General features: G+C 40.1%; 18 protein-coding genes. 13 read left to right on the top strand and 5 right to left on the bottom strand.

Features of this window, described 5'->3' with window-relative positions:
• The first annotated feature begins 106 nt into the window (after positions 1-106).
• The 8 genes from AAC851_RS07610 (at position 107) to rplS (ending at position 8,792) form a co-directional block, all read left to right on the top strand.
• Positions 107-1,054: a PilW family protein gene (locus tag AAC851_RS07610; RefSeq protein WP_252716628.1), complete on the top strand. Its 948-nt coding sequence runs from the start codon at positions 107-109 to the stop codon at positions 1,052-1,054.
• 2 nt (positions 1,055-1,056) lie between these two features.
• Positions 1,057-1,791 carry a pilus assembly PilX family protein gene (locus AAC851_RS07605; RefSeq protein ID WP_004641259.1) on the top strand — a complete coding sequence of 245 codons (735 nt, stop codon included), beginning with the start codon at positions 1,057-1,059 and terminating at the stop codon, positions 1,789-1,791.
• Positions 1,792-1,804: 13 nt separating this feature from the next.
• Positions 1,805-6,046 carry a PilC/PilY family type IV pilus protein gene (locus AAC851_RS07600; protein ID WP_340600702.1) on the top strand — a complete coding sequence of 1,414 codons (4,242 nt, stop codon included), beginning with the start codon at positions 1,805-1,807 and terminating at the stop codon, positions 6,044-6,046.
• On the top strand, positions 6,030-6,509 hold the full coding sequence (locus AAC851_RS07595) for a type IV pilin protein (RefSeq protein WP_340600701.1): 480 nt from the start codon (positions 6,030-6,032) through the stop codon (positions 6,507-6,509). The genes AAC851_RS07600 and AAC851_RS07595 overlap by 17 nt, the downstream gene beginning before the upstream one ends.
• Positions 6,510-6,674: 165 nt before the next feature.
• Entirely contained in the window at positions 6,675-6,932 is a 258-nt protein-coding gene (rpsP, locus tag AAC851_RS07590) for a 30S ribosomal protein S16 (protein ID WP_004641253.1), read from the top strand.
• A gap of 18 nt (positions 6,933-6,950) precedes the next feature.
• On the top strand, positions 6,951-7,499 hold the full coding sequence (gene rimM / locus AAC851_RS07585; protein WP_004641251.1) for a ribosome maturation factor RimM: 549 nt from the start codon (positions 6,951-6,953) through the stop codon (positions 7,497-7,499).
• Positions 7,500-7,544: 45 nt separating this feature from the next.
• A complete protein-coding gene (trmD, locus tag AAC851_RS07580) occupies positions 7,545-8,285 on the top strand; it encodes a tRNA (guanosine(37)-N1)-methyltransferase TrmD (RefSeq protein WP_004641249.1) in 741 nt (246 codons plus the stop codon).
• 135 nt (positions 8,286-8,420) lie between these two features.
• Complete coding sequence (gene rplS, locus AAC851_RS07575) at positions 8,421-8,792, top strand: 50S ribosomal protein L19 (protein ID WP_004641247.1); 372 nt, start codon at positions 8,421-8,423, stop codon at positions 8,790-8,792.
• Positions 8,793-8,853: 61 nt separating this feature from the next.
• Here the strand turns inward: rplS and AAC851_RS07570 are convergent, their stop codons facing one another.
• Both AAC851_RS07570 and AAC851_RS07565 read right to left on the bottom strand, forming a co-directional pair.
• Entirely contained in the window at positions 8,854-9,828 is a 975-nt protein-coding gene (locus AAC851_RS07570; RefSeq protein WP_340600700.1) for an esterase/lipase family protein, read from the bottom strand.
• A 103-nt stretch (positions 9,829-9,931) separates the two neighbouring features.
• Positions 9,932-10,978, bottom strand: a complete 1,047-nt coding sequence (locus AAC851_RS07565; RefSeq protein ID WP_335982837.1) for a lipase secretion chaperone — start codon at positions 10,976-10,978, stop codon at positions 9,932-9,934.
• Between the two features lie 136 nt (positions 10,979-11,114).
• On the opposite strand from AAC851_RS07565, the gene truB reads away from it, so the two are divergent.
• The 3 genes from truB (at position 11,115) to AAC851_RS07550 (ending at position 13,383) form a co-directional block, all read left to right on the top strand.
• Complete coding sequence (gene truB, locus AAC851_RS07560) at positions 11,115-12,008, top strand: tRNA pseudouridine(55) synthase TruB (RefSeq protein ID WP_075314604.1); 894 nt, start codon at positions 11,115-11,117, stop codon at positions 12,006-12,008.
• Between the two features lie 11 nt (positions 12,009-12,019).
• A complete protein-coding gene (locus tag AAC851_RS07555) occupies positions 12,020-12,790 on the top strand; it encodes a TSUP family transporter (RefSeq protein ID WP_075314606.1) in 771 nt (256 codons plus the stop codon).
• 146 nt (positions 12,791-12,936) lie between these two features.
• Complete coding sequence (locus AAC851_RS07550; RefSeq protein WP_335982842.1) at positions 12,937-13,383, top strand: hemerythrin domain-containing protein; 447 nt, start codon at positions 12,937-12,939, stop codon at positions 13,381-13,383.
• A gap of 24 nt (positions 13,384-13,407) precedes the next feature.
• On the opposite strand, the gene AAC851_RS07545 is transcribed toward AAC851_RS07550, so the two are convergent.
• Together AAC851_RS07545 and AAC851_RS07540 are read right to left on the bottom strand one after the other, a co-directional pair.
• On the bottom strand, positions 13,408-14,274 hold the full coding sequence (locus AAC851_RS07545; protein ID WP_075314610.1) for an EamA family transporter: 867 nt from the start codon (positions 14,272-14,274) through the stop codon (positions 13,408-13,410).
• Complete coding sequence (locus tag AAC851_RS07540; RefSeq protein WP_075314612.1) at positions 14,271-15,152, bottom strand: EamA family transporter; 882 nt, start codon at positions 15,150-15,152, stop codon at positions 14,271-14,273. Before AAC851_RS07540 ends, AAC851_RS07545 begins: the two co-directional genes overlap by 4 nt.
• Before the next feature lie 428 nt (positions 15,153-15,580).
• On the opposite strand from AAC851_RS07540, the gene AAC851_RS07535 reads away from it, so the two are divergent.
• Positions 15,581-16,408 (top strand): M23 family metallopeptidase, encoded by an 828-nt coding sequence (locus AAC851_RS07535; RefSeq protein WP_161401354.1) that lies wholly within the window; start codon positions 15,581-15,583, stop codon positions 16,406-16,408.
• Positions 16,409-16,462: 54 nt separating this feature from the next.
• Here the strand turns inward: AAC851_RS07535 and serA are convergent, their stop codons facing one another.
• Positions 16,463-17,695 (bottom strand): phosphoglycerate dehydrogenase, encoded by a 1,233-nt coding sequence (gene serA, locus AAC851_RS07530; protein WP_075314614.1) that lies wholly within the window; start codon positions 17,693-17,695, stop codon positions 16,463-16,465.
• A 361-nt stretch (positions 17,696-18,056) separates the two neighbouring features.
• Here serA and AAC851_RS07525 point away from each other — a divergent pair, with 361 nt between their 5' ends.
• On the top strand, positions 18,057-19,466 hold the full coding sequence (locus tag AAC851_RS07525) for an FAD-binding oxidoreductase (protein WP_161411338.1): 1,410 nt from the start codon (positions 18,057-18,059) through the stop codon (positions 19,464-19,466).
• The last annotated feature ends 52 nt before the right edge of the window (positions 19,467-19,518 follow it).

Below are 19,518 nucleotides of genomic sequence, written 5' to 3'. Positions count from 1 at the left end.
TTCTCGTCTTGAGGTATCGGGCCACTTCGAGCATAGCTCTCCGTCTTGCGCTCGGACAAAGTTTCACTTTATTAATCCTCGCTCAGGATTTACTTTGATTGAGCTGATGGTCTCTTTGGCTCTAGGCTTAATTATTGTCGCTGCAGCAACACAATTATTTATTACTGGCCTGACCAGTTATAAGCTACAAAAGGCGATGGCACATATTCAGGATAGCGCAAGTTTCGGATTAAACTTCATCGTTGATGATATTCGTAAAGCAAATTTGAGCTCGCCGATGCCAGCGGTCAATGATCAAATTGCGTATTCAGGAATCATTCTAACTTCAAAGAATGTTGGATCAAAAATTAATTTAAATTGCACGGCATGCTTTTCTGATAACAAATTAACCAGCTTTGGAAATGCCAATGTTACAGGTTTAGCTAATGATCAGTTGTTAATTCGTTATCGATCTCCACAAGATGGTTTCGATTGTTCTGGAAATACTATAGCAACTGATACATTTGTTGTTCAGCGTTATTTTGTTGGTTCAACATCAACGGATTTACGTCAATCTCTGCGTTGTCAAGCTGCTCAATATACACAAGCACAATTAGATGCTGCCACTGAAGCAAATCCTCTGCTATTAAGTTGGTCAGCAAGTCAGGTGATTTTACCAAATGTAGACTTTTTTCAAGTTCGTCTAGGTTATATCGATGGTGAGCTTGAGAGCGCAAATAGCTCACTTGCTTATACTGATATAAAAAATTATATGGCTTTGAGTGCTAAAACCAAGAATATAGATGGCGTTGTTCAAACTGTACGCCCACATGTGCATGCTGTTCAAATAGGTGTATTGGTCCAATCTGCCGATTCTGCGGGGCATCAATCTATTATCAAAGATCGGAATAAACAGCCATTTCAGGTACTTGGTACTCAGGTAACGTTAACACCAACCTATCAAGATACTCGATTACGTCAGGTTGTAGATCAAACAATATCACTTCGTAATGCAATGGGTTGGGTAACTGAAGGGTGTGATAGCAGTAAAACGACTTGTACGGGAGGGGCTTGAGCATGATGCATAATCAAAAAGGTTCAACACTCATTATCGTACTCATGATAGTGCTGTTGATCACGATCATTGGAACGCTTGCTATTCGCCAAAGTGTGAGTTCATTAAAGTTGGTGAGTAACAATCAGATGCAAACATTGTTGTTACAAAATTCTGATGCAGCATTAATGGCTTTCCAAAATCCTGCATTTCAGCAACATATTGCTGCAACAAATGGCATTGTTGGTTTCTTTAAGAATGAAAACAACAGAGATGCTGAATTGGTGATGTGCTTTGAGGGCACTGAACCCTTTCAATTGAGTAATGCAAGCTATCGTTTAAACAGCACCTCTTTTGTAAATATGGCAACGGGGAGTGGAGCTTGCCATAAAGATTCAGTATCGAGTGGTCGTTCTGCTGTTGTGACACAGGTATACATTAAACGCGAGACAGAACAGGTGACTGTGCCATTTGCGGATTTAGCACGCGGTACTGAAAGTCTAGGTGCAAAAACTGAAAATAATATCCGTTTACGTGTTTACGTTATTTCAGTAATGAAAGGCTTACTTTCTGATCCTAATAAAACATTGTTTACAGATAGTACGGATCCTAAACAAGGTTGTTTGACTAAAAGTATTGATCACGATGGCGACAATCAGGTAGCCAATTGTTTAAAAAGTAATGAAGAAAACCCTTTGTATAATATGCAAGTAGCGGAATATCGCTTCTTATCTGACTTTGAACCTTCAGGTTCATAGGGGAGTAAGAGTCATGAATAATAATAAAATGAGAAAACTAACCAAGCGTGAGCGTAAACAACAAGACAAAGCAAAAGGGTTATTGCTCAGTTGTACTGTGCTATCAAGCTTTTTAATACTCTCCTCTATTGCTTCAGCAAGTGATATTGAGATTTATCAACAAAATAGCAGTAGTAACACGATTATGTTGATGGTGGATCTATCTCAAAGTATGGGGGCAGATCCAATTGCAGATCTACAGCGTGATTATCCACTATGTTTAAGTGGTGGTCTGCTCGGGAATGTCACCAGTTTACTTGGTAAAGTTGCTACAGTTGATATTAATTTATTAGGCTTGGTGAAGTTAGATACGGGAGCGCCAACAGATCCGCAATCATGTTATATCCCATCTCTACTTGTTACACAAATTCTAGAAGGGGTTGATGGTATCACCAATCCTGTTTTGGGTGCTGATCTTCTCGGATTAAAAGGCTCCGTTCAATATATTAAAGATAGTTGTGAGTTGGTTGAGAGACCGCCGCTAGCAATTGCAGGCCCTGCATATCGCTGTTACAACCGCTTATATCGCGTTAAACAAGCCATCCACGATGTAATTGATGGAAACCCTGAAAAGGGAATTAGTGCTTTACCTGACAATGTCTCTGTAGGTCTTTCTGTTTTTCCTGCAATGAATGCTTCTGGTAGTGGAAAAAATGAATTGGCTGGTATGATTGCTGTTGAAGCGAAACCATTAGATGCAGCACAACGTGCCAACATTAAAGCAAAAATCACTGAAGTAAGTAGCGTTGATCCAGTCACAAGTCTCACCACCAAAGTAAATGATTTGGTGGGTAAATTGTTGGCGCTTGATCTTGTTGGTGTCGTTCTTGGAGCTTTGGGTACAATCCCGACTTTAATTAATGATTTAAAAAATCTTGCTGGTTTAAGTACGCCAACAGCGACAGCTTATGCTGAAACAGGCGCATATTTGCTGAGTAATACTACCAAAGGCACTGGAATTGTTGAGATTGGTCGTGCAAGAAAAATCGAACTAAATGTACTCGGGATTCCTGTTGGTTATGGAGAATATCAAAGTTGTAATAATTATGATGTAACTGGGAAATGTAGTAGCTGGGGCGGCTCGAGTTCTAGCCTTTTAGGGATAGGTGAGCCGGATTGGTATAGAAATAAATGTACAGCGACAAATACAACAAATTGCCATGATGTGCCTACGTCTGGAACATCATTGATTGGTCTAGAGTTAAATCAATGGAAGTCTTTTTATCGCTATAATGATAATCTCCAATATACATCTGCTTATAGTGGATTCCCTGTCTCTGTTGCTACCAGTAAATCAGGAAATCGTTATGTTGGACCATCAACAATAAGCAATCAGTGTAGTGCTAAAGGTCTATATGTATTAACTGGTAGCATTCCTGATTTAGATCCAAATTTGCTTGATGGGTTATTAGGAGGGGCAACGCGTGAACCTTTTAATTCGAGTAATAGCCCAGTACGTAAATTAATGAGTCGATCATTAAATCCATCAAGTAATACAGTTTTTAATTGCGGTACTGTTCCTAGTGGATGGGCAAATGGTTCATCCTCAGCGACTTGGAACTGTATTGCAAATTATGCAGGTGTGCTGAAAGATGGAACTTATAATAATGGTGTAGGTATAAAAACTGGAGTTGGTGGTATTGGGCGAGACTTTGCTCATATTCCAAATGCGAAGACATCGGAAGAGTTGGGAACAATAAAAGCCCCAACCACAGTTTTGTCTAGCTTACTTGGGGTTGTAGGTAATCTTTTAAGTGCGCTGAATGCTGTGTTGGGATTGTTGGGTTTGGATAACTTGGCCAACAAACTCACGAAGTTATTAGATAATGTCGTTCCTGTACCATTAGACCCTAATCATAACGCTGATGTTGCAAATTTAGCGCGTTGGGGGGTGCATGGTGGTGGTGGTTGGTATCAATTATCGAGTGCTCAGAGTATTGCAGAAGGTATTCTTGACTTTAATCAAAATCTGATTGAAATGGAATCTGACCCAGTCGGATTGCAAACGCTTCCTGCTGATCCGCTTACCCCGTATCGTATGACCAATGATGTGTATAAAAGTATGTTTGAGCCAACGGAAAAAGCCAGTTGGTTAGGCAACTTTAAAAAATACTATGCTCAAGATGATAATTCAGTTTATAAGCTTAAAGATGCGTGGAGTACGAACGCATCTTCTTATGATGTAAGAGATTGGAATAAAGGCGGTTTGCTTGCCAAACTTGAGAGCTTGAAAACATCAGCAAATCTTACAGGTAGGACTTTGCTCATTAATCGTGATTGTGAAAATGACGAAAGCGGGAAAACTCGATTTGTTGCTACCCATCAATTAAAAACAATAGATAACCATTATTTAGATACTTCAAATAGTAGTCGCTGTTCCTTGGCGCCAAATCAAAGGGACAATGCAAATGATGAAGATTATTACTTGATGAGCCTCTTGGGCTATAAATTAGAAAAAGGTGCTACAGCAGTCGACTTAACTGAAGCAAATCGTACCAATTGGCAGGTTGGTATGAACCTACATTCAACGCCAATAAAACTAACGCAAGAAGCGACTTTTAATGCGGATAGTACAATAAATGAGCGTAAAGACTATATGTTGTTTGGTACAACACAAGGTTTATTACATGTGGTCGATGCTAAAACAGGTGAGGAGACTTTTGCATTTGTACCAAATGAAATGTTGGAAAACCGTCAACAACGTAACGCTTTCTTAAAAGAGAAAACAGGTGTTAAAGCCAATATGGCATATGGTGTAGATGGTGCTTGGACTTTATATAGTGAATATGTCTATGGAATGCAACGTGTAAGTAGTGGTAGCAGTAGTAGTCGAGTTGTCGCAACTGTAGGTGAAGCAAGAAATGCAAGTGGCACAACCTTAAAAGATAATGCCGGTAAAGTCATAAAAGGTAAACAAGTTGCCTATGGCGGTTTGCGTATGGGGGGGCGTAGTTATTATGCACTCGATTTGGCTAAGTTGAATGAACCAGTCCTTAAATTCCACATCGACCCAGATCATCAACGTATTATTAATCAAGATCAGATCATCAATGATACCAATACACAGATCGCATTGAGCCAAATGGGGCAAAGTTGGTCTAAACCAACAATTACGCAAGTGTATTGGAAAGGGCAATTGAAACGCGTCATGATCGTTGGTGGTGGATATGATGCACGCTATGAAAACCTAGCCTATTCGCATCAAGCTGGTGAAAAAGGTGCGGGTGTGTATATGTTTGATGCCGAAAATGGGGAGCTTTTATGGTGGGCGAGTGCCAATGCAGCAAGTAGCTTACAGATCGATGCAATGAAATACAGTGTGGTTAGTCGGATTAATACAGCAGATCGCAATGGTGATGGTTTGACAGATCATCTTTATTTTGGAGATTTGGGAGGGCAAGTTTGGCGTATCGATTTTGATGCAAATCTAGGTGCTAGCTCGAATAAAGGATTTGCTCGACTTATTTTCAAGAATCCAACTGAACGCTTTTATGAAGCGCCAAACTTTAGTGTATACGGGCATGAACAACCTCGTGCTGTGATTAGTATTGCTTCAGGAAATCGGAGTCTTCCTTTCAGTGATAGAACATCGACGAGTACAATCTACAACCTTTTTGATCGTGAAGTCATTCATCCCAACTTTAAGTTTGAACATCAAACCCTGACAGCAAAATTTACATTAAATGATTTACATAAAATGGATGTATCTCAGTTAAATGGTACTGCTTTGACGCTGTCAGATGTACAAAATTCAGGTAATAAACGCGTACAAAATGGTTGGTATATTTCTGCTGAAACTGTCATTGGTAAGCAGCTAGACTCAAATGGTAATGAAACAACAATAACCAATACCGCATCGAGTAAAGTCTTGGGTGAAATGGTGGTCATGAATAAAAGTTTATATGCCAGCGTTTACAACCCAAATGGCACATCAGATAGTTGTCGAGTGCAAGCTCAAGGTATTACTACGGTACAACGTTATTGTTTACCTTTTGGTATCTGTGAACTCAATGTTACGGATATGAGTTTTGGCGCGGGACGAGGAATAGTAGATGTAATGGCTGGGGTGGGTACAGGAGTGGATGAGAAAAATGAAGCAACACGTCAAATATTGAATCCAAATGCCAAAGATAGCATCGTAGGGGGGAATGGCATGCCAATCAATACCATGCGCCGTCAAATTGTGCCACTAAAATGGTATGAAAGTAATGAATAGGCGATCTGGATTTACTCTGATTGAGCTGATGATCACAGTGGCGATCATTGCTATCCTAGCAGTGATCGCCATCCCGAGTTATGACATTTATATTCGTAAAGCAGACTTATCAACAGCTCAACAAGAGATGCATAAGATTGCTGCATTATTAGAACAACATCGAACGCGTAACTTCAGTTATGAGGGATTCATATTAAGAGATCCTGTGCGCAATGTAGGACCCTATGCAGATGTGGATAATGCAACCAAGACAATGTTGCTTTTACCTTTAAATGCATCGAGTGGTAAGCAAAAATTCACCTTGATTTTAACGGTTGATTCACAGACTTGGTCACTTAAGGCTGAAAGCCAAAATCCACGTAATTACTCCTTACTTATGACCAGTACTGGCCTAAAATGTAAGACCAAAACACCAGCCAATATCACCAATCAAAGTTGTGGTTTAGCTTCTGAAGAGTGGTAATAAATTTAGATTTCAGCGATTTAAATTCAAAGCTGCGGATAACTTAATATTTAATCTTTCATTCAGTGTAAATTTGACGTAGAATATCGCCCTCTATTAAAGGGGTTTGAAATGCTGTCGATGGTCGGCGCAGGGATAATCCGTAAAAACTATAAGGTTGTTCTCATGGTTGTTATTCGTTTAGCGCGCGGTGGTGCAAAAAAACGTCCATTCTATCAAATCGTTGTTACTGATAGCCGTAATGCACGTGATGGTCGTTTCATCGAGCGTATTGGTTTCTTTAACCCAACTGCACAAGGTAAAGCTGAAAAAGTTCGTTTAGATGCTGACCGTTTTGCACACTGGATTTCACAAGGTGCTCAACCTTCTGAGCGTGTTGCTTCTTTAGCTGCTCAAGCTAAAAAAGCTGCAGCTACTGCATAAGTTTGTAGTAGGTAACCCATGACAGCAACACAGAATGTACCCGAAGATCGTATTCAGATTGGACAGTTACGTTCAGCATATGGACTGAATGGGTGGCTCTGGGTTTACTCAAATACTGAGCCTATGAGCAATATGTTTGACTACCTTCCTTGGTACATTGAGACTAAGGCAGGTTGGCAAACCATCGATGTAAAACGTTGGAAACCACATGGTAAAGGCCTAGTAGTTTCGCTCAAAGGTGTGATTGATCGCACTGGTGCAGAAAACTTAGTCGGTGCCAATATCTGGATTGCTAAATCTCAGCTTCCTAAAGCGGATGTGGACGAGTACTACTGGTCTGATCTTAAAGGCTTAACTGTGTTTGGTCTTGGTGAGGATGAACAGGAAGTCAATCTCGGTCAAATCTTTGAGCTTTTTGAAACAGGTGCCAATGATGTCATGGTTGTAAAAGCAACTCCTGACAGTATTGACGCTGAAGAACGAATGATTCCTTGGCATAAAGATGTAGTACAACGTGTTGATCTTGAAGCGGGTCGCATTTACGTCAATTGGGGCGTAGATTACTAACTCTTGATAGAGTTGTAGCGCAGCAGGAAAATAGAGGAGTCTGCGGTGTTTTTTGCAGTCATCACATTATTTCCTGAAATGTTTGCAGCGATTACAGCGTACGGGATTAGCGGTCGAGCTGTAAAAAAAGAGATTGTACAAGTCTCTTGTATAAATCCTCGAGATTTTGCAGAGGGCAACTATAGACGAGTGGATGAACGTCCGTTCGGTGGTGGTCCTGGTATGGTGATGATGGCTGAGCCACTCGCGAAAGCAATTACCCATGCTAAACAACTTGCAGCGCAAGCAGGCTGTGTTCATGCTCCAGTGGTATATATGTCACCACAAGGCAAAACCTTAAATGAACAAGCAGTACAACAATTCGTTGATTATGATGGTTTGATTGTATTGTGTGGACGTTATGAGGGTGTTGATGAGCGTTTAATCCAGCATTATGTTGATCAAGAATGGTCAATTGGAGATTACGTTTTATCGGGCGGTGAATTACCTGCGATGGTGTTGTTGGACAGTATTATTCGTCGTTTGCCGAATGTTATGTCTGACGAACAATCTGCAGTTCAAGATTCTTTTGTGGATGGTTTATTGGATTGTCCACAATATACAAAGCCAGACCATTTCGAAGGTTTGGATGTCCCTGAAGTACTAAAATCAGGACATCATGCCAATATTGAGAAATGGCGTTTTTTACAGCGTTATCAGCGAACTTTAGATCGTCGACCAGAATTGGTGGAAAAAGTTGAGCTGACCAAACAGCAAAAAAAATGGCTAAAAAGTTTAGATACTTAAAGTTATTTAAGTATAAATAGGCTCTTTAAGGCATTCTGCTTTAAAGGGAAAGTTAAACGAGAGATATGCGCTTTAGCCTCTATCCTCAGCGGTGTAAGAGACCTCTTCTCTCCCGCACATATTGGAGATTCCACAATGAGTGGTAAACATCCTTTAGTTCAAGCTGTTGAAAATGCACAGTTAAAAACTGATATCCCTGCTTTTGCTCCTGGTGACACAGTTGTTGTTCAGGTTAAAGTAAAAGAGGGTGATCGTGAGCGTCTTCAAGCATTTGAAGGTGTTGTAATCGCGAAGAAAAATCGTGGTTTAAACTCAGCTTTCACAGTTCGTAAAATTTCTAGCGGTGTTGGTGTTGAGCGTGTTTTCCAAACTCACTCTCCAATTGTTGCTAAAATCGAAGTGAAACGTCGTGGTGACGTTCGTCGTGCTAAACTTTACTACCTACGCGAGTTGTCTGGTAAAGCTGCACGTATTCGTGAAAAGTTACCAGCTCGTAAACAAGGTTAATTTTAACTTTGTTGTAAAGCATAAAAAAATGCGCCGTGAGGCGCATTTTTTTATGCTGAGTTTATAAGCCTTGCAACTTAAGGCGATTAGCATGTTGACGGTAGATATCAACGGGATCAGGTGCAAACAGTGCTTTTAATCCCATTACATGGTTCACCTCATCCGCATGATTCCATGGCAGATTATCGCGTATAGTACGACCGAATTTCGCACTGCAACGGCTGACCATACCATCATTATCTCCTTTAGGATCAACAATCAGACTGCCACCGATAAATATTGGGTCAAGTGGATCAAGAATATTGGTCGCGGCTTGAACGCCAGAAAAGGAATACATATAAATTCCTTGTTCTTGATAGCTACCTTCTCCACAAGCAGTCGTTGGAACGCCCATTGGATATTGAGCATTGAACTTTTCTGAACCTTCCACAGAAATACTTTGTCCAGCCGCCTCAGCATCATGAGGGTAGCTTTGGGGATCAAGTCCTTGGGCCCAAACAGTTGCCGCTGAAAAGAAATTAGTCAAGGCAATACTCGCATCACCAAACATGGTTCCCGTACTTTTCATTAAAAGACTAGCGACAGGTGAGCCTTTATGAGTGCCACTCACACTGGTTATAGACGCTACTTTTTCAGGAAGCATCGCTGCAACATAGCGGGAAGTTGGTCCGCCTTGGCTATGAGCGATAAAATTCACTTTGGATTGGCCTGTAATCGCTAAAATCTCTTCAGTTTGCTGTAAGAGTTGCTCACCACGAACTTCATTTGAGTTAAATGGGGATAAACGGGCAGCCCAAACATTGCCGCCATTTCTTGCAATATTGGGTAAGATCTGATGCCAATAATCGACCCCCATCGGGTCGCTACCTACACGGGAAAAGCCCGCGACACCATGGACAAAAACAATGGGATATTTGGTTTTTGCATAGTCTGAAATAACAAAGCTGCTTTTGACTTGGGTCGCATTTGAAGCATAGCTTGTTGAGATACCAATGGTCATTGCAGTTAAAGCAAGATAACGAATTAAATTTTGCATTTTATTCTCTTTAAAATTCCTAAATTGGGTCTTTAATGATTTATTTGAATCCGACATTGCATCGTTGTCCTTTGATGATCTTTCAATGTCTTGTATTTGTTTTTTAATAACTAAATGGTAGTGTCCCTCCTTGATCATAGATCGTTTCAAATGTTTGTAGGCGTTGTTGTTCTTGTGTGGATTTGAATTGTTGTTGTTTGAGCTGTTGAATTGCTTGAGTCTTGGCAAACGCACTCATATTGCTATCGATGATGGTTTTACGTTCTTCTAAATAGGATTGTACTTGTTGCTTCCATACTGATCTTTGTTGATCAAGTTGTTCTAGGCGTTGTGTTGCTGCTTCGCCAACTAAATGAAGACGCATATCACGTAATTCTTGTGGAGAACCATTGCGGGCTTTAATTTGTGCTGTTAATGCACGTAAATCTTCTAATCTAGATAAATCTTTAATATTTTCTTGCCAGTCCTGAGGAAGTTGTTCAAAACGCTCTTGGAGTAATTTGGCTTTAGTTGACGTATCTAGCGAGTTATTCTCTAAAATTTGCATACGATCGAGAGTGTATTGTTGATATTCATCTTCTGTGCCGAATAACCCCTCTATTTCTGTGGTAGAAAAGAAGCGTTGTTTTAGATCTTGTATGGCGTGAAAAGCTGCTTGGAAATAGCGATAGTTTTCCTTCGCTGTTTCATGTATTTGTAGTTGGCTCAGTGCTTCGCGGTAATCTAAATAACGAGACCAAAATGCTAAGATTTGCTGTTGTTGTGCTGATTGAAAATGATGTTCCAAATAAAGTTGAAAATTCTTGCGAATTTCTGTGATATTTCTTTCTCCATACTGTGATAGGAAATATTCGAAACAGTTTCGGGTTTGTTCATTTATAATCAATTTTTTTGAGGAATTAAATTGCAACTGACAATTGGTTTCTGTGTCTGTCTGGCTTGAGCTTTGAAATCCATGTAATGTTTGGGCTAAATTATTGTGTGAATTGAGTTGTTGAACGTGTTGACTAGATTGATTTTCAGAAGACGATGTTATATTTACTGAATAGTTTTCGGACTTCAGATAGAACCAATAAATAACGACGATACATAAAATGGAACTGAGTATGAGTCCAGTGTAGATGATCGTTTTGTTTCCTTTCTTATTCATAAAATCGCATCCATTTTTCTTTTGTTTTCGAAAGCGAAAAGAGTCTAGCATGATTGCTTTTTTTTTGAACAGTTATTTTTAAAAAATTAATGAATAGTTTTGATAAAATGTATCTTTGTATTTCGACTTTTTATTTATGAAAAAAAGTGCTTATCGTCATTTGAGTGGTGTATTTCTTTTAAATAAGCCAATAGGGATGAGTTCAAATGGAGCATTGCAAAAAGTACGTCGACTTTTTAATGCACAAAAAGCAGGACATACAGGTGCTTTAGATCCATTAGCAACGGGTTTATTGCCGATTTGTTTAGGGGAAGCAACCAAATTTTCTCATTATTTATTGGATTCAACCAAACGTTATCAAACGACGGTAAAACTTGGACAAACCACAACGACTGGAGATATTGAAGGCGATGTTCTGCAAAAGCGAAATGTTCCGCTTTTGACTCGTGAAAGTGTAGAACAGGTTTTGGCTCAATTTCGTGGTGATATTCAGCAAGTGCCTCCGATGTATTCTGCATTGAAACGAGAAGGCCGCCCTTTATATGAGTTGGCACGTCAGGGCATTGAGATTGAACGAGCAGCGCGTCCTGTCACGATTTATGATCTAACTTTGGTGAGTTTTAACGAAGATAGTTTAACTTTAGATGTGACCTGTTCAAAAGGGACTTATATCCGTGTACTTGGAGAGAATATAGGTGAAGCTTTGGGTTGCGGTGGTCATTTGACGTATTTACATCGTACTCAGACGGGTCATTTTGAAATTAATCCAGACTATACCATTGAGTATTTAGAAAGTTTGTCACAAGAACAACGGGATGCATTATTGCTTCCAGTGTATGCACCTGTAGAACATTTTCCACGTGTTCAATTACCAGAAGGACGTGAAAAATATTTTGGTAATGGTCAAGAAAGCAATATTGATCATGAGGCTGTAGCTGAGGTGCTAGTTTTCGATGGCGAGCGTTGTTTAGGTTTAGCTGAAATCACTGATAAAAAACGTCTTGTACCAAAACGCTTACTCAACTTATAAGGTCTTGCTCCATGGAATGGGAACTCATTCTCAGCTTAATCTTCTTTGCTTTTTGTGCGGGGACGATTGATGCTGCCGTTGGTGGTGGTGGATTGATTCAAATTCCTGCATTGATGGGCGCACTACCTCAAACCGCACCAGCCACGATTTTTGGAACCAATAAACTCGCTTCGATTTGTGGCACTGCTTCAGCTGCTTTTTCATTTGTACGACGAGTAAAATTGAAATGGTCACTATTGTTGGTGATAGCAATCTTTGCATTTGTCAGCTCGTTTGCAGGGGCGGCATGTGTCTCAATGATTCCGACACATATTCTAAGACCCTTTGTTTTGATCATGTTGATTGTCATTGCAGTCTATACCTTGATGAAAAAGCAATTTGGGCAAGTGCATGTCGATCAGCGGATTACACCGAAGCTGCTTATGTTCGCTGCGATCGGAAGCTTAGCAATTGGTTTCTATGACGGTATCTTTGGCCCAGGGACGGGTAGCTTCTTTATTTTCTTTTTCATTCGCTTTCTACAAGTCGATTTTTTACATGCTTCAGCCTTGTCGAAGATTGGCAATTTTATGACCAATCTCGCTGCACTCAGCTTTTTTGTCCCCACAGGTCATGTGCTGTTTACATTGGGGTTGATGATGGCGGTTGCCAATATTGCGGGTTCATTACTCGGTGTTCGTTTGGCGTTAAAATATGGTAGTGGTTTTATTCGTATCTTATTTTTGATTTTAGTGAGTATCTTAATTTGTCGTTTGGGTTATCAAATTATTGTGGCGGTTTAATCCGAAAGATAAAGTTTGACAACAAAAACATACTTAAATGATGCTGTCTAAAAAACGCACACTTTCTAAGATGAAATTCTAGCCAAGTTCCACAGTATCGAGATATGTCTCGTATTGTGGTTGTTAGCCAATTTTAGAGGTGAAGAATGAATATATTTGAAGCACTACGAGAAAGTCATGATAAGCAACGTTCACTTGCAAAAAAAATAGTTGAAACCAGCGGACATAGTGAGGAGCGAAAAGAGCTTTTTGATTTGTTGAAAAATGAACTCTATGCACACTCAGTTGCTGAAGATCGTTATTTATATATTCCACTGATGTTTGATGATGTCGGTTTGGACATTACACGTCATGCCTTGGCTGAACATCATGAAATGGATGAATTAGTCGAGACACTTGAAGAAACAGATATGAGTAGTCCAAGCTGGCTGGCAACTGCTAAACAATTAAGTGAAAAGGTACATCATCATTTAAAAGAAGAGGAACATAAATTTTTCCAGCAAGCTGGAAAAATCTTGGCAGATGCTGAAAAAGAAAAGTTAGGCAAACAATATCTTGCGGAGTATAAAAAATATAAAACCGAAGTTGTTTGAGGTTTAAATAAAATTTTAGTGATCTTACGGGGCTGGAGATTTCTCTCCACGTAAGGTCACACCAATGGATGCGATCATAATACAAAACAAGGCAACCCACTGAATCAGGCTGATTTGCTCATGGAGAATGACCAATCCCGCCAATGCCGCTAAAGCAGGGGCTAGACTGGTCAATGTCCCGTAACTCAGTTTACTCAAACGTTTCAATGCCATTAGATCGAGCGCATACGGAATCGCTGTCGCAAGGATCGCAATCACGAGAGCTTTACCCCAATATTGGGTATCTAGAAGAACAGGCGCATTATTCCATAAACCAAATGGCAATAAGGTCAAGGCAGATAATGCGATGGCAATCGTTAATGCATGCATTCCTATATTTTGTTGCGCGACTCGATGTCCGTAGTAAATATATAAGGCCCAAAAAATCCCAGCGCCTATAGCGCAAGCGGCGCCAAAATAAGAAAAATTATGTTGGTTGGCATCATGCCAAGGGACCATTAAGGCAATGCCTAAAATTGCAAATGCGACCCAAAGATAATCACTGCGTTGTTTGATTGAAAGCAATGCTAACCCTAGCGGTCCAATAAACTCTAAACCTACAGCAATTCCTTGAGGAAGCTTGCCCAAAGAGGTGTAAAACAGAATATTCATACAGCCTAAGGATGCTGTATAAAGCAGTAAATCTCGCCATTTCAGGTGTTTGAGCTTGGAAATAATGGTCCAAGACCGAAACATGATTGCCACGATGATCGTTGCAAAGCTCAGCCTTAAAATCGTCACGGTGAGGGGGTCAAGTATTGTGATCAGTTGTTTAGCAAATGACGCGCTGATTTGATAAGCTACCATGGACAACACCATGTAAAGCACAGCAACCAATTGGAGATTTTTCATTTAGCCTCTTTTTGCTGTCGAGCGCGTTGCATGGTAAAAGTACAGCCGATGGAGGCGATGATAATGGTGGTTAAGGCGAGCCATTGATTCCACAATAATTTTTCACCTAAAAATACAAAACCTGAAAGCGCCGCAACTGCTGGTTCCAAGCTCATTAATGTACCAAAACTCAAAGGTGTTAGATTGCGCAAAGCAATCATTTCTAATGAGAATGGCAAGGCACTGGCGAGAATTGCAAGCCCAATAAAATAATACAGATTTGGCAGTTCAAAAACACGATCAATTGCACCAGAAAATACTGCAAAAGGCAGCAAACACAGCATACCGATGCTCATTCCAAGACAGACGGTATGATTGCCAGAAATACCTGAAGGCTTTTGTCCTGCAATAATATAGAGTGCCCAACATGCACCTGCACTGACGGCAAAGAATACACCAACGAGATCAAGACTATGTTGAGCCTGTTGCAATGGAAATAAGAGAATCAAGCCTAAAATGGCACAACCAACCCAAATAAAGTCATATTTTTGGCGCGCATGATAGAGCGCGACGCTTAAAGGTCCAATAAATTCAAAAGCAACGGCAATCCCGAGAGGAAGTCGCTCTAGCGATAAGTAGAACAATCCATTCATTCCAGCCAAAGCAATACCATAGCTCAAGATCGCTTTCCAGCGGACTGCACGAAAGTTAATAGTCCAAACTTTGAAAATTACCGCCAAAATGATTGCACCTAAACATAAACGCATCGCAGAAACGGTCAAAACTGGGAAACTTTGGAATAAAATTTTTGCTAAAGAACCACTGCCTTGAACGCAAATCATTGCAAGCATCAATAATGCTATGGCATAGAGTGGTGACTTTAGAGAAGAATTGGACATTTAATCATCAATCAAGTTGGTGTAATTTTCACATAATAATTTAATTTTATCTCAAGATTGGTTGTGAAACGAGCATAATTTTATTGATTTTGAAGTTGCGATGATGACTGTTTTAATTATTAAATAAGCTTTAAGGTTCTTTTTAATAATTATTTATTTATATCATTTTATCGCTCAGATTTTATTGATCCTATTTTACGAATAACTGTCATACATATTCAGATTCATTGGATTCTAATTCCAAGTTTGATGAAGTGTTTAATCTTCTAAATTCGTGTGAATAGTCGTGAGAGTCGATGCAGTTCGTCAGATCACTAAACAAAGCTTTCTGTATCTCTGCTATAAAACTTGGGGGCGTTATAGACCCCGAAAAGTAGTAAAACTGACAATACTTAAATAAATGAAATAATAATTATGGAGGTAATAAGATGTTGAAAATAAAACAAGTTTTTGCCATCGGTATCATGACATTCATTCCTTTCTCAGTATATGCTGCACCTGCTTTTAAAGCCCCTTTTTCCTGTGGTCAAACTTGGAGTTATAGCACTTACCCAGGTCACAACTACAATGCTTTAGATTTTGTGCGCTGGGATAATGGTGCGACATCAGGAGCAGCTGTGCTTGCTTCTGCTGGTGGAACTGTATCGGTAAGCTCAATCGGTTGGAATGGTGGTGCAGGTAATATGGTGGTGATCAATCATGGAAATGGTTGGTCAACTCATTATTTCCATTTAAATGCCATTCATGTCAGTGTGGGTGCTTCAATTGGTCAAGGTCAACAAATTGGTACTGTCGGAAGTACAGGGCAGAGTACAGGACCACATTTACATTATGAACAACGTCTAAATAGTACAGCACAAAGTATTGTGATTAATGGAAACTCGCTTGCCCCTTATCCTGGAAGTTATGGGCAAAGAGTTCTCACCAGTGATAATGGTTGTGGTGGTACAACACCTCCACCACCGCCACCAAGTGGCAATAAATATTGGGTAGACACGTGGGCGGATGCCAATGGACGTTCTAGTCCAGGTGGTACGATTACTGGAACTTTATATAAAGGTACTCATTATGTGTATTGTAAGGTTTGGGGACCTAAGGTTCAAAACTCGACAGGTACCCAGTGGAACCATTGGTGGTTAAAAACAGATTTAGATGTTGGTCCGACCAATCAATGGGTTTCCGCGTATATGCTATCTCGTTGGGGTAATGATGAAGCTAAAGATAACAGTGGTGTCGTTATTCCAAACTGTCCTTAATCGTTGAGCAAAAAAAATCACAGCTAATGCTGTGATTTTTTTTAGTCAATGGACTTAGAACAATACACGTACGCGAATTGTACCTTCTACATTATGTAGGGTATCCAAAGCTTCTTGAGATGCAGATGCATCTACATCCATCACCAAGTAACCGATATCGCCTTTAGTCATTAATGACTGGCCAGAGATATTGATGCCTTGTTCAGCAAATAAGGTGTTGATCTTAGACAATACACCAGGAACGTTTTTGTGGATGTGAAGTAAACGGTGTTGACCATCAGAAAGCGGTAATGCGATTTCAGGGAAGTTCACCGCAGAAAGCGTCATACCTTTGTCTGAATATGCAACAAATTTCTCAGCTACTTCTAAACCAATGTTCGCTTGCGCTTCCATGGTTGAACCACCAACGTGTGGAGTCAAGATCACGTTGTCTAAACCACGTAGTGGTGAAACAAACTCTTCACCATTGGCTTTAGGCTCTTTCGGGAATACGTCAACCGCTGCACCTGCAAGGTGACCTGATTTAATCGCATCTGCGAGATCTTCAATCACAACACATGTACCACGTGCTGCATTTAAGAAGATCGAACCTTGTTTCATTTTTGCAAACTGTTCTTTCTTGAAGAAGTTACGTGTAGATGGTACATCTGGAACATGTAATGAAACTACGTCAGCCGTTGATAAAAGTTCATCCATAGAACCAACTTGACGAGCATTACCTAGAGGTAACTTAGTCACAGCATCAAAATAGATAACTTTCATACCCAAGCTTTCAGCTAAAACAGAAAGTTGTGAACCAATTGAACCGTAACCGACAATACCTAAAGTTTTGCCACGAGTTTCATACGAACCAACAGCTGATTTATCCCAACCGCCAGCATGTGTAACTTTTGATTTTTCAGGAACACGACGAAGTAATAAAATAGTTTCAGCTAGAACGAGTTCAGCAACTGAACGTGTATTTGAATATGGTGCGTTGAAAACAGGGATACCACGTGACATCGCTGCTTTTAAATCGACTTGGTTTGTACCGATACAGAAACAACCTACCGCAATCAATTTATTCGCTGCTTCAAAGATCTCTTCAGTCAATTGAGTACGCGAACGAATACCAATAAAGTGCGCATCTTTGACAGCGGATTTTAATGCGTCGCCTTCAAGTGCAGTTTTGTGGTAATCGATATTGGTATAACCCGCAGCGTTTAAAGTATCGATAGCGTTTTGATGAACGCCCTCTAACAATAGAAAACGGATTTTATCTTTAGGGAGTGATAGATGTTGGCTCATAACGGCTCTACGCTATATCAGGTCGGATTTAAATCGCCGTATCATAACATGTTTGATCAAAATGAGGGCGATTTGATTGCAAATTGGGGCATCGAAATACTGATCATTTTTCATGGAAATGTTGACTGATTTTCAAGTTTAGCCTTGTGCGATGCAGTATCTTGATGCAATGCTTTATCCAATGCGCGCTTCGATGTAAAATGGATAGACCTAATGCGCTCACCTGAATATAAACGGGTTTGAGCTGTTCTGTAGTGTTGCTATATTTGAGTGATCACATCATCTTCATTTTTCTCAAGATTAGAAAAATAATGTTGTGATTCAAATGCCCTATATTTACTTCTTGCTAGGCCTATAAACGATGAATGCTTCAGTCGCTTTAACCCCTGAGTTATTGACCCAATTAACGGCAATTGTGGGTGAAAACCGTATAAAAACCGATGCCGATAGCTTGGAAAATTGGGGACGAGATCATACTAAACATTTTGATCCGAACCCATCAGTCATCGTTTTTCCTTCAAGCACTGAACAAGTTCAGTCTGTTGTCAAACTTGCCAACCAATTTAATGTTGCGATTACACCATCAGGTGGTCGTACAGGGCTTTCGGCTGGTGCAGTGGCAAGCAATGGCGAGATCGTGATTAGCTTTGACAAGATGAATCAGATCTTGGAGTTCTTCCCAGCAGATCGTATGGTACGCGTCCAAGCGGGTGTGGTGACTGAGCAACTACAGAATTATGCTGAAGAACAAGGCATGTACTATCCAGTGGATTTCGCATCAGCGGGTTCAAGCCAGATCGGTGGGAACATTGGTACTAATGCAGGCGGGATCAAAGTCATCAAATACGGTATGACTCGTAACTGGGTGCTTGGTTTAACGGTTGTTACGGGTAAAGGTGACATTTTACGCCTAAACAAAGGCATGATTAAAAATGCGACAGGTTATGCCTTGCAGCATCTATTTATCGGCGGTGAAGGTACACTTGGTTTAATCACAGAAGCTGAAATTAAACTTGAGCGTCAACCACAAAACTTGCAAGTAATGGTTTTGGGTACACCTGATTTTGATGCGGTGATGCCAGTATTGCATGCGTTCCAAAAAGAAATCGACTTAACTGCGTTTGAGTTTTTTGGTGAAGTGGCAATGCAAAAAGTGTTGGATCGTGGTCATGTACAACGTCCATTTGAAACAACTTGCCCATTCTATGTATTACTCGAATTTGAAGCGCCGTATGAGCCGATTATGGACAAGGCCATGCAGATTTTTGAGCATTGTATGGAACAAGGTTGGGTGATTGATGGCGTAATGAGTCAAAGCTTAGAACAAGCACAGAGCTTATGGCGTTTACGTGAAGATATTTCGGAATCGATTGCACCGTATATTCCTTATAAGAATGATATTTCAGTGTTAATTTCGCATGTCCCTGCGTTTATCTCAGAAATTGATGCGATCGTTTCACAAAACTATCCAGACTTTGAAATCTGCTGGTTCGGTCATATTGGCGACGGTAACTTGCACTTAAATATTTTAAAACCTGAAAACTTAACTAAAGACGAATTCTTTGCGAAGTGTCAGGTGGTGAATAAATATGTGTTTGAAACTGTGAAAAAATATGATGGTTCGATCTCTGCTGAGCATGGTGTGGGCATGACCAAGAAGCCATATTTGGAATATTCTCGTTCGCCTGAAGAAATTGAATATATGAAAGCATTAAAATTGGCATTTGACCCGAATGGGGTGATGAATCCTGGGAAGTTATTTGATCTTTAATGCTTGTAAAATATTAAAATATCACTTAGAACGTATAGTAAATATACGTTCT

It is taken from the genome of Acinetobacter sp. HZNU-JH01, from assembly GCF_037996845.1.
Classification (GTDB): Bacteria; Pseudomonadota; Gammaproteobacteria; order Pseudomonadales; family Moraxellaceae; genus Acinetobacter; species Acinetobacter haemolyticus.
This window is presented reverse-complemented; position numbering and strand designations above follow the sequence as displayed.

Bases quoted from the DNA above. Each gene is read 5' to 3' on its own strand.
- AAC851_RS07610 (WP_252716628.1), top strand. From the start codon at position 107: ATGGTCTCTTTGGCTCTAGGCTTAATTATTGTCGCTGCAGCAACACAA.
- AAC851_RS07605 (WP_004641259.1), top strand. From the start codon at position 1,057: ATGATGCATAATCAAAAAGGTTCAACACTCATTATCGTACTCATGATA.
- AAC851_RS07600 (WP_340600702.1), top strand. From the start codon at position 1,805: ATGAATAATAATAAAATGAGAAAACTAACCAAGCGTGAGCGTAAACAA.
- AAC851_RS07595 (WP_340600701.1), top strand. From the start codon at position 6,030: ATGAAAGTAATGAATAGGCGATCTGGATTTACTCTGATTGAGCTGATG.
- rpsP (WP_004641253.1), top strand. From the start codon at position 6,675: ATGGTTGTTATTCGTTTAGCGCGCGGTGGTGCAAAAAAACGTCCATTC.
- rimM (WP_004641251.1), top strand. From the start codon at position 6,951: ATGACAGCAACACAGAATGTACCCGAAGATCGTATTCAGATTGGACAG.
- rplS (WP_004641247.1), top strand. From the start codon at position 8,421: ATGAGTGGTAAACATCCTTTAGTTCAAGCTGTTGAAAATGCACAGTTA.
- AAC851_RS07570 (WP_340600700.1), bottom strand. From the start codon at position 9,828: ATGCAAAATTTAATTCGTTATCTTGCTTTAACTGCAATGACCATTGGT.
- AAC851_RS07565 (WP_335982837.1), bottom strand. From the start codon at position 10,978: ATGAATAAGAAAGGAAACAAAACGATCATCTACACTGGACTCATACTC.
- truB (WP_075314604.1), top strand. From the start codon at position 11,115: ATGAAAAAAAGTGCTTATCGTCATTTGAGTGGTGTATTTCTTTTAAAT.
- AAC851_RS07555 (WP_075314606.1), top strand. From the start codon at position 12,020: ATGGAATGGGAACTCATTCTCAGCTTAATCTTCTTTGCTTTTTGTGCG.
- AAC851_RS07550 (WP_335982842.1), top strand. From the start codon at position 12,937: ATGAATATATTTGAAGCACTACGAGAAAGTCATGATAAGCAACGTTCA.
- AAC851_RS07545 (WP_075314610.1), bottom strand. From the start codon at position 14,274: ATGAAAAATCTCCAATTGGTTGCTGTGCTTTACATGGTGTTGTCCATG.
- AAC851_RS07540 (WP_075314612.1), bottom strand. From the start codon at position 15,152: ATGTCCAATTCTTCTCTAAAGTCACCACTCTATGCCATAGCATTATTG.
- AAC851_RS07535 (WP_161401354.1), top strand. From the start codon at position 15,581: ATGTTGAAAATAAAACAAGTTTTTGCCATCGGTATCATGACATTCATT.
- serA (WP_075314614.1), bottom strand. From the start codon at position 17,695: ATGAGCCAACATCTATCACTCCCTAAAGATAAAATCCGTTTTCTATTG.
- AAC851_RS07525 (WP_161411338.1), top strand. From the start codon at position 18,057: ATGAATGCTTCAGTCGCTTTAACCCCTGAGTTATTGACCCAATTAACG.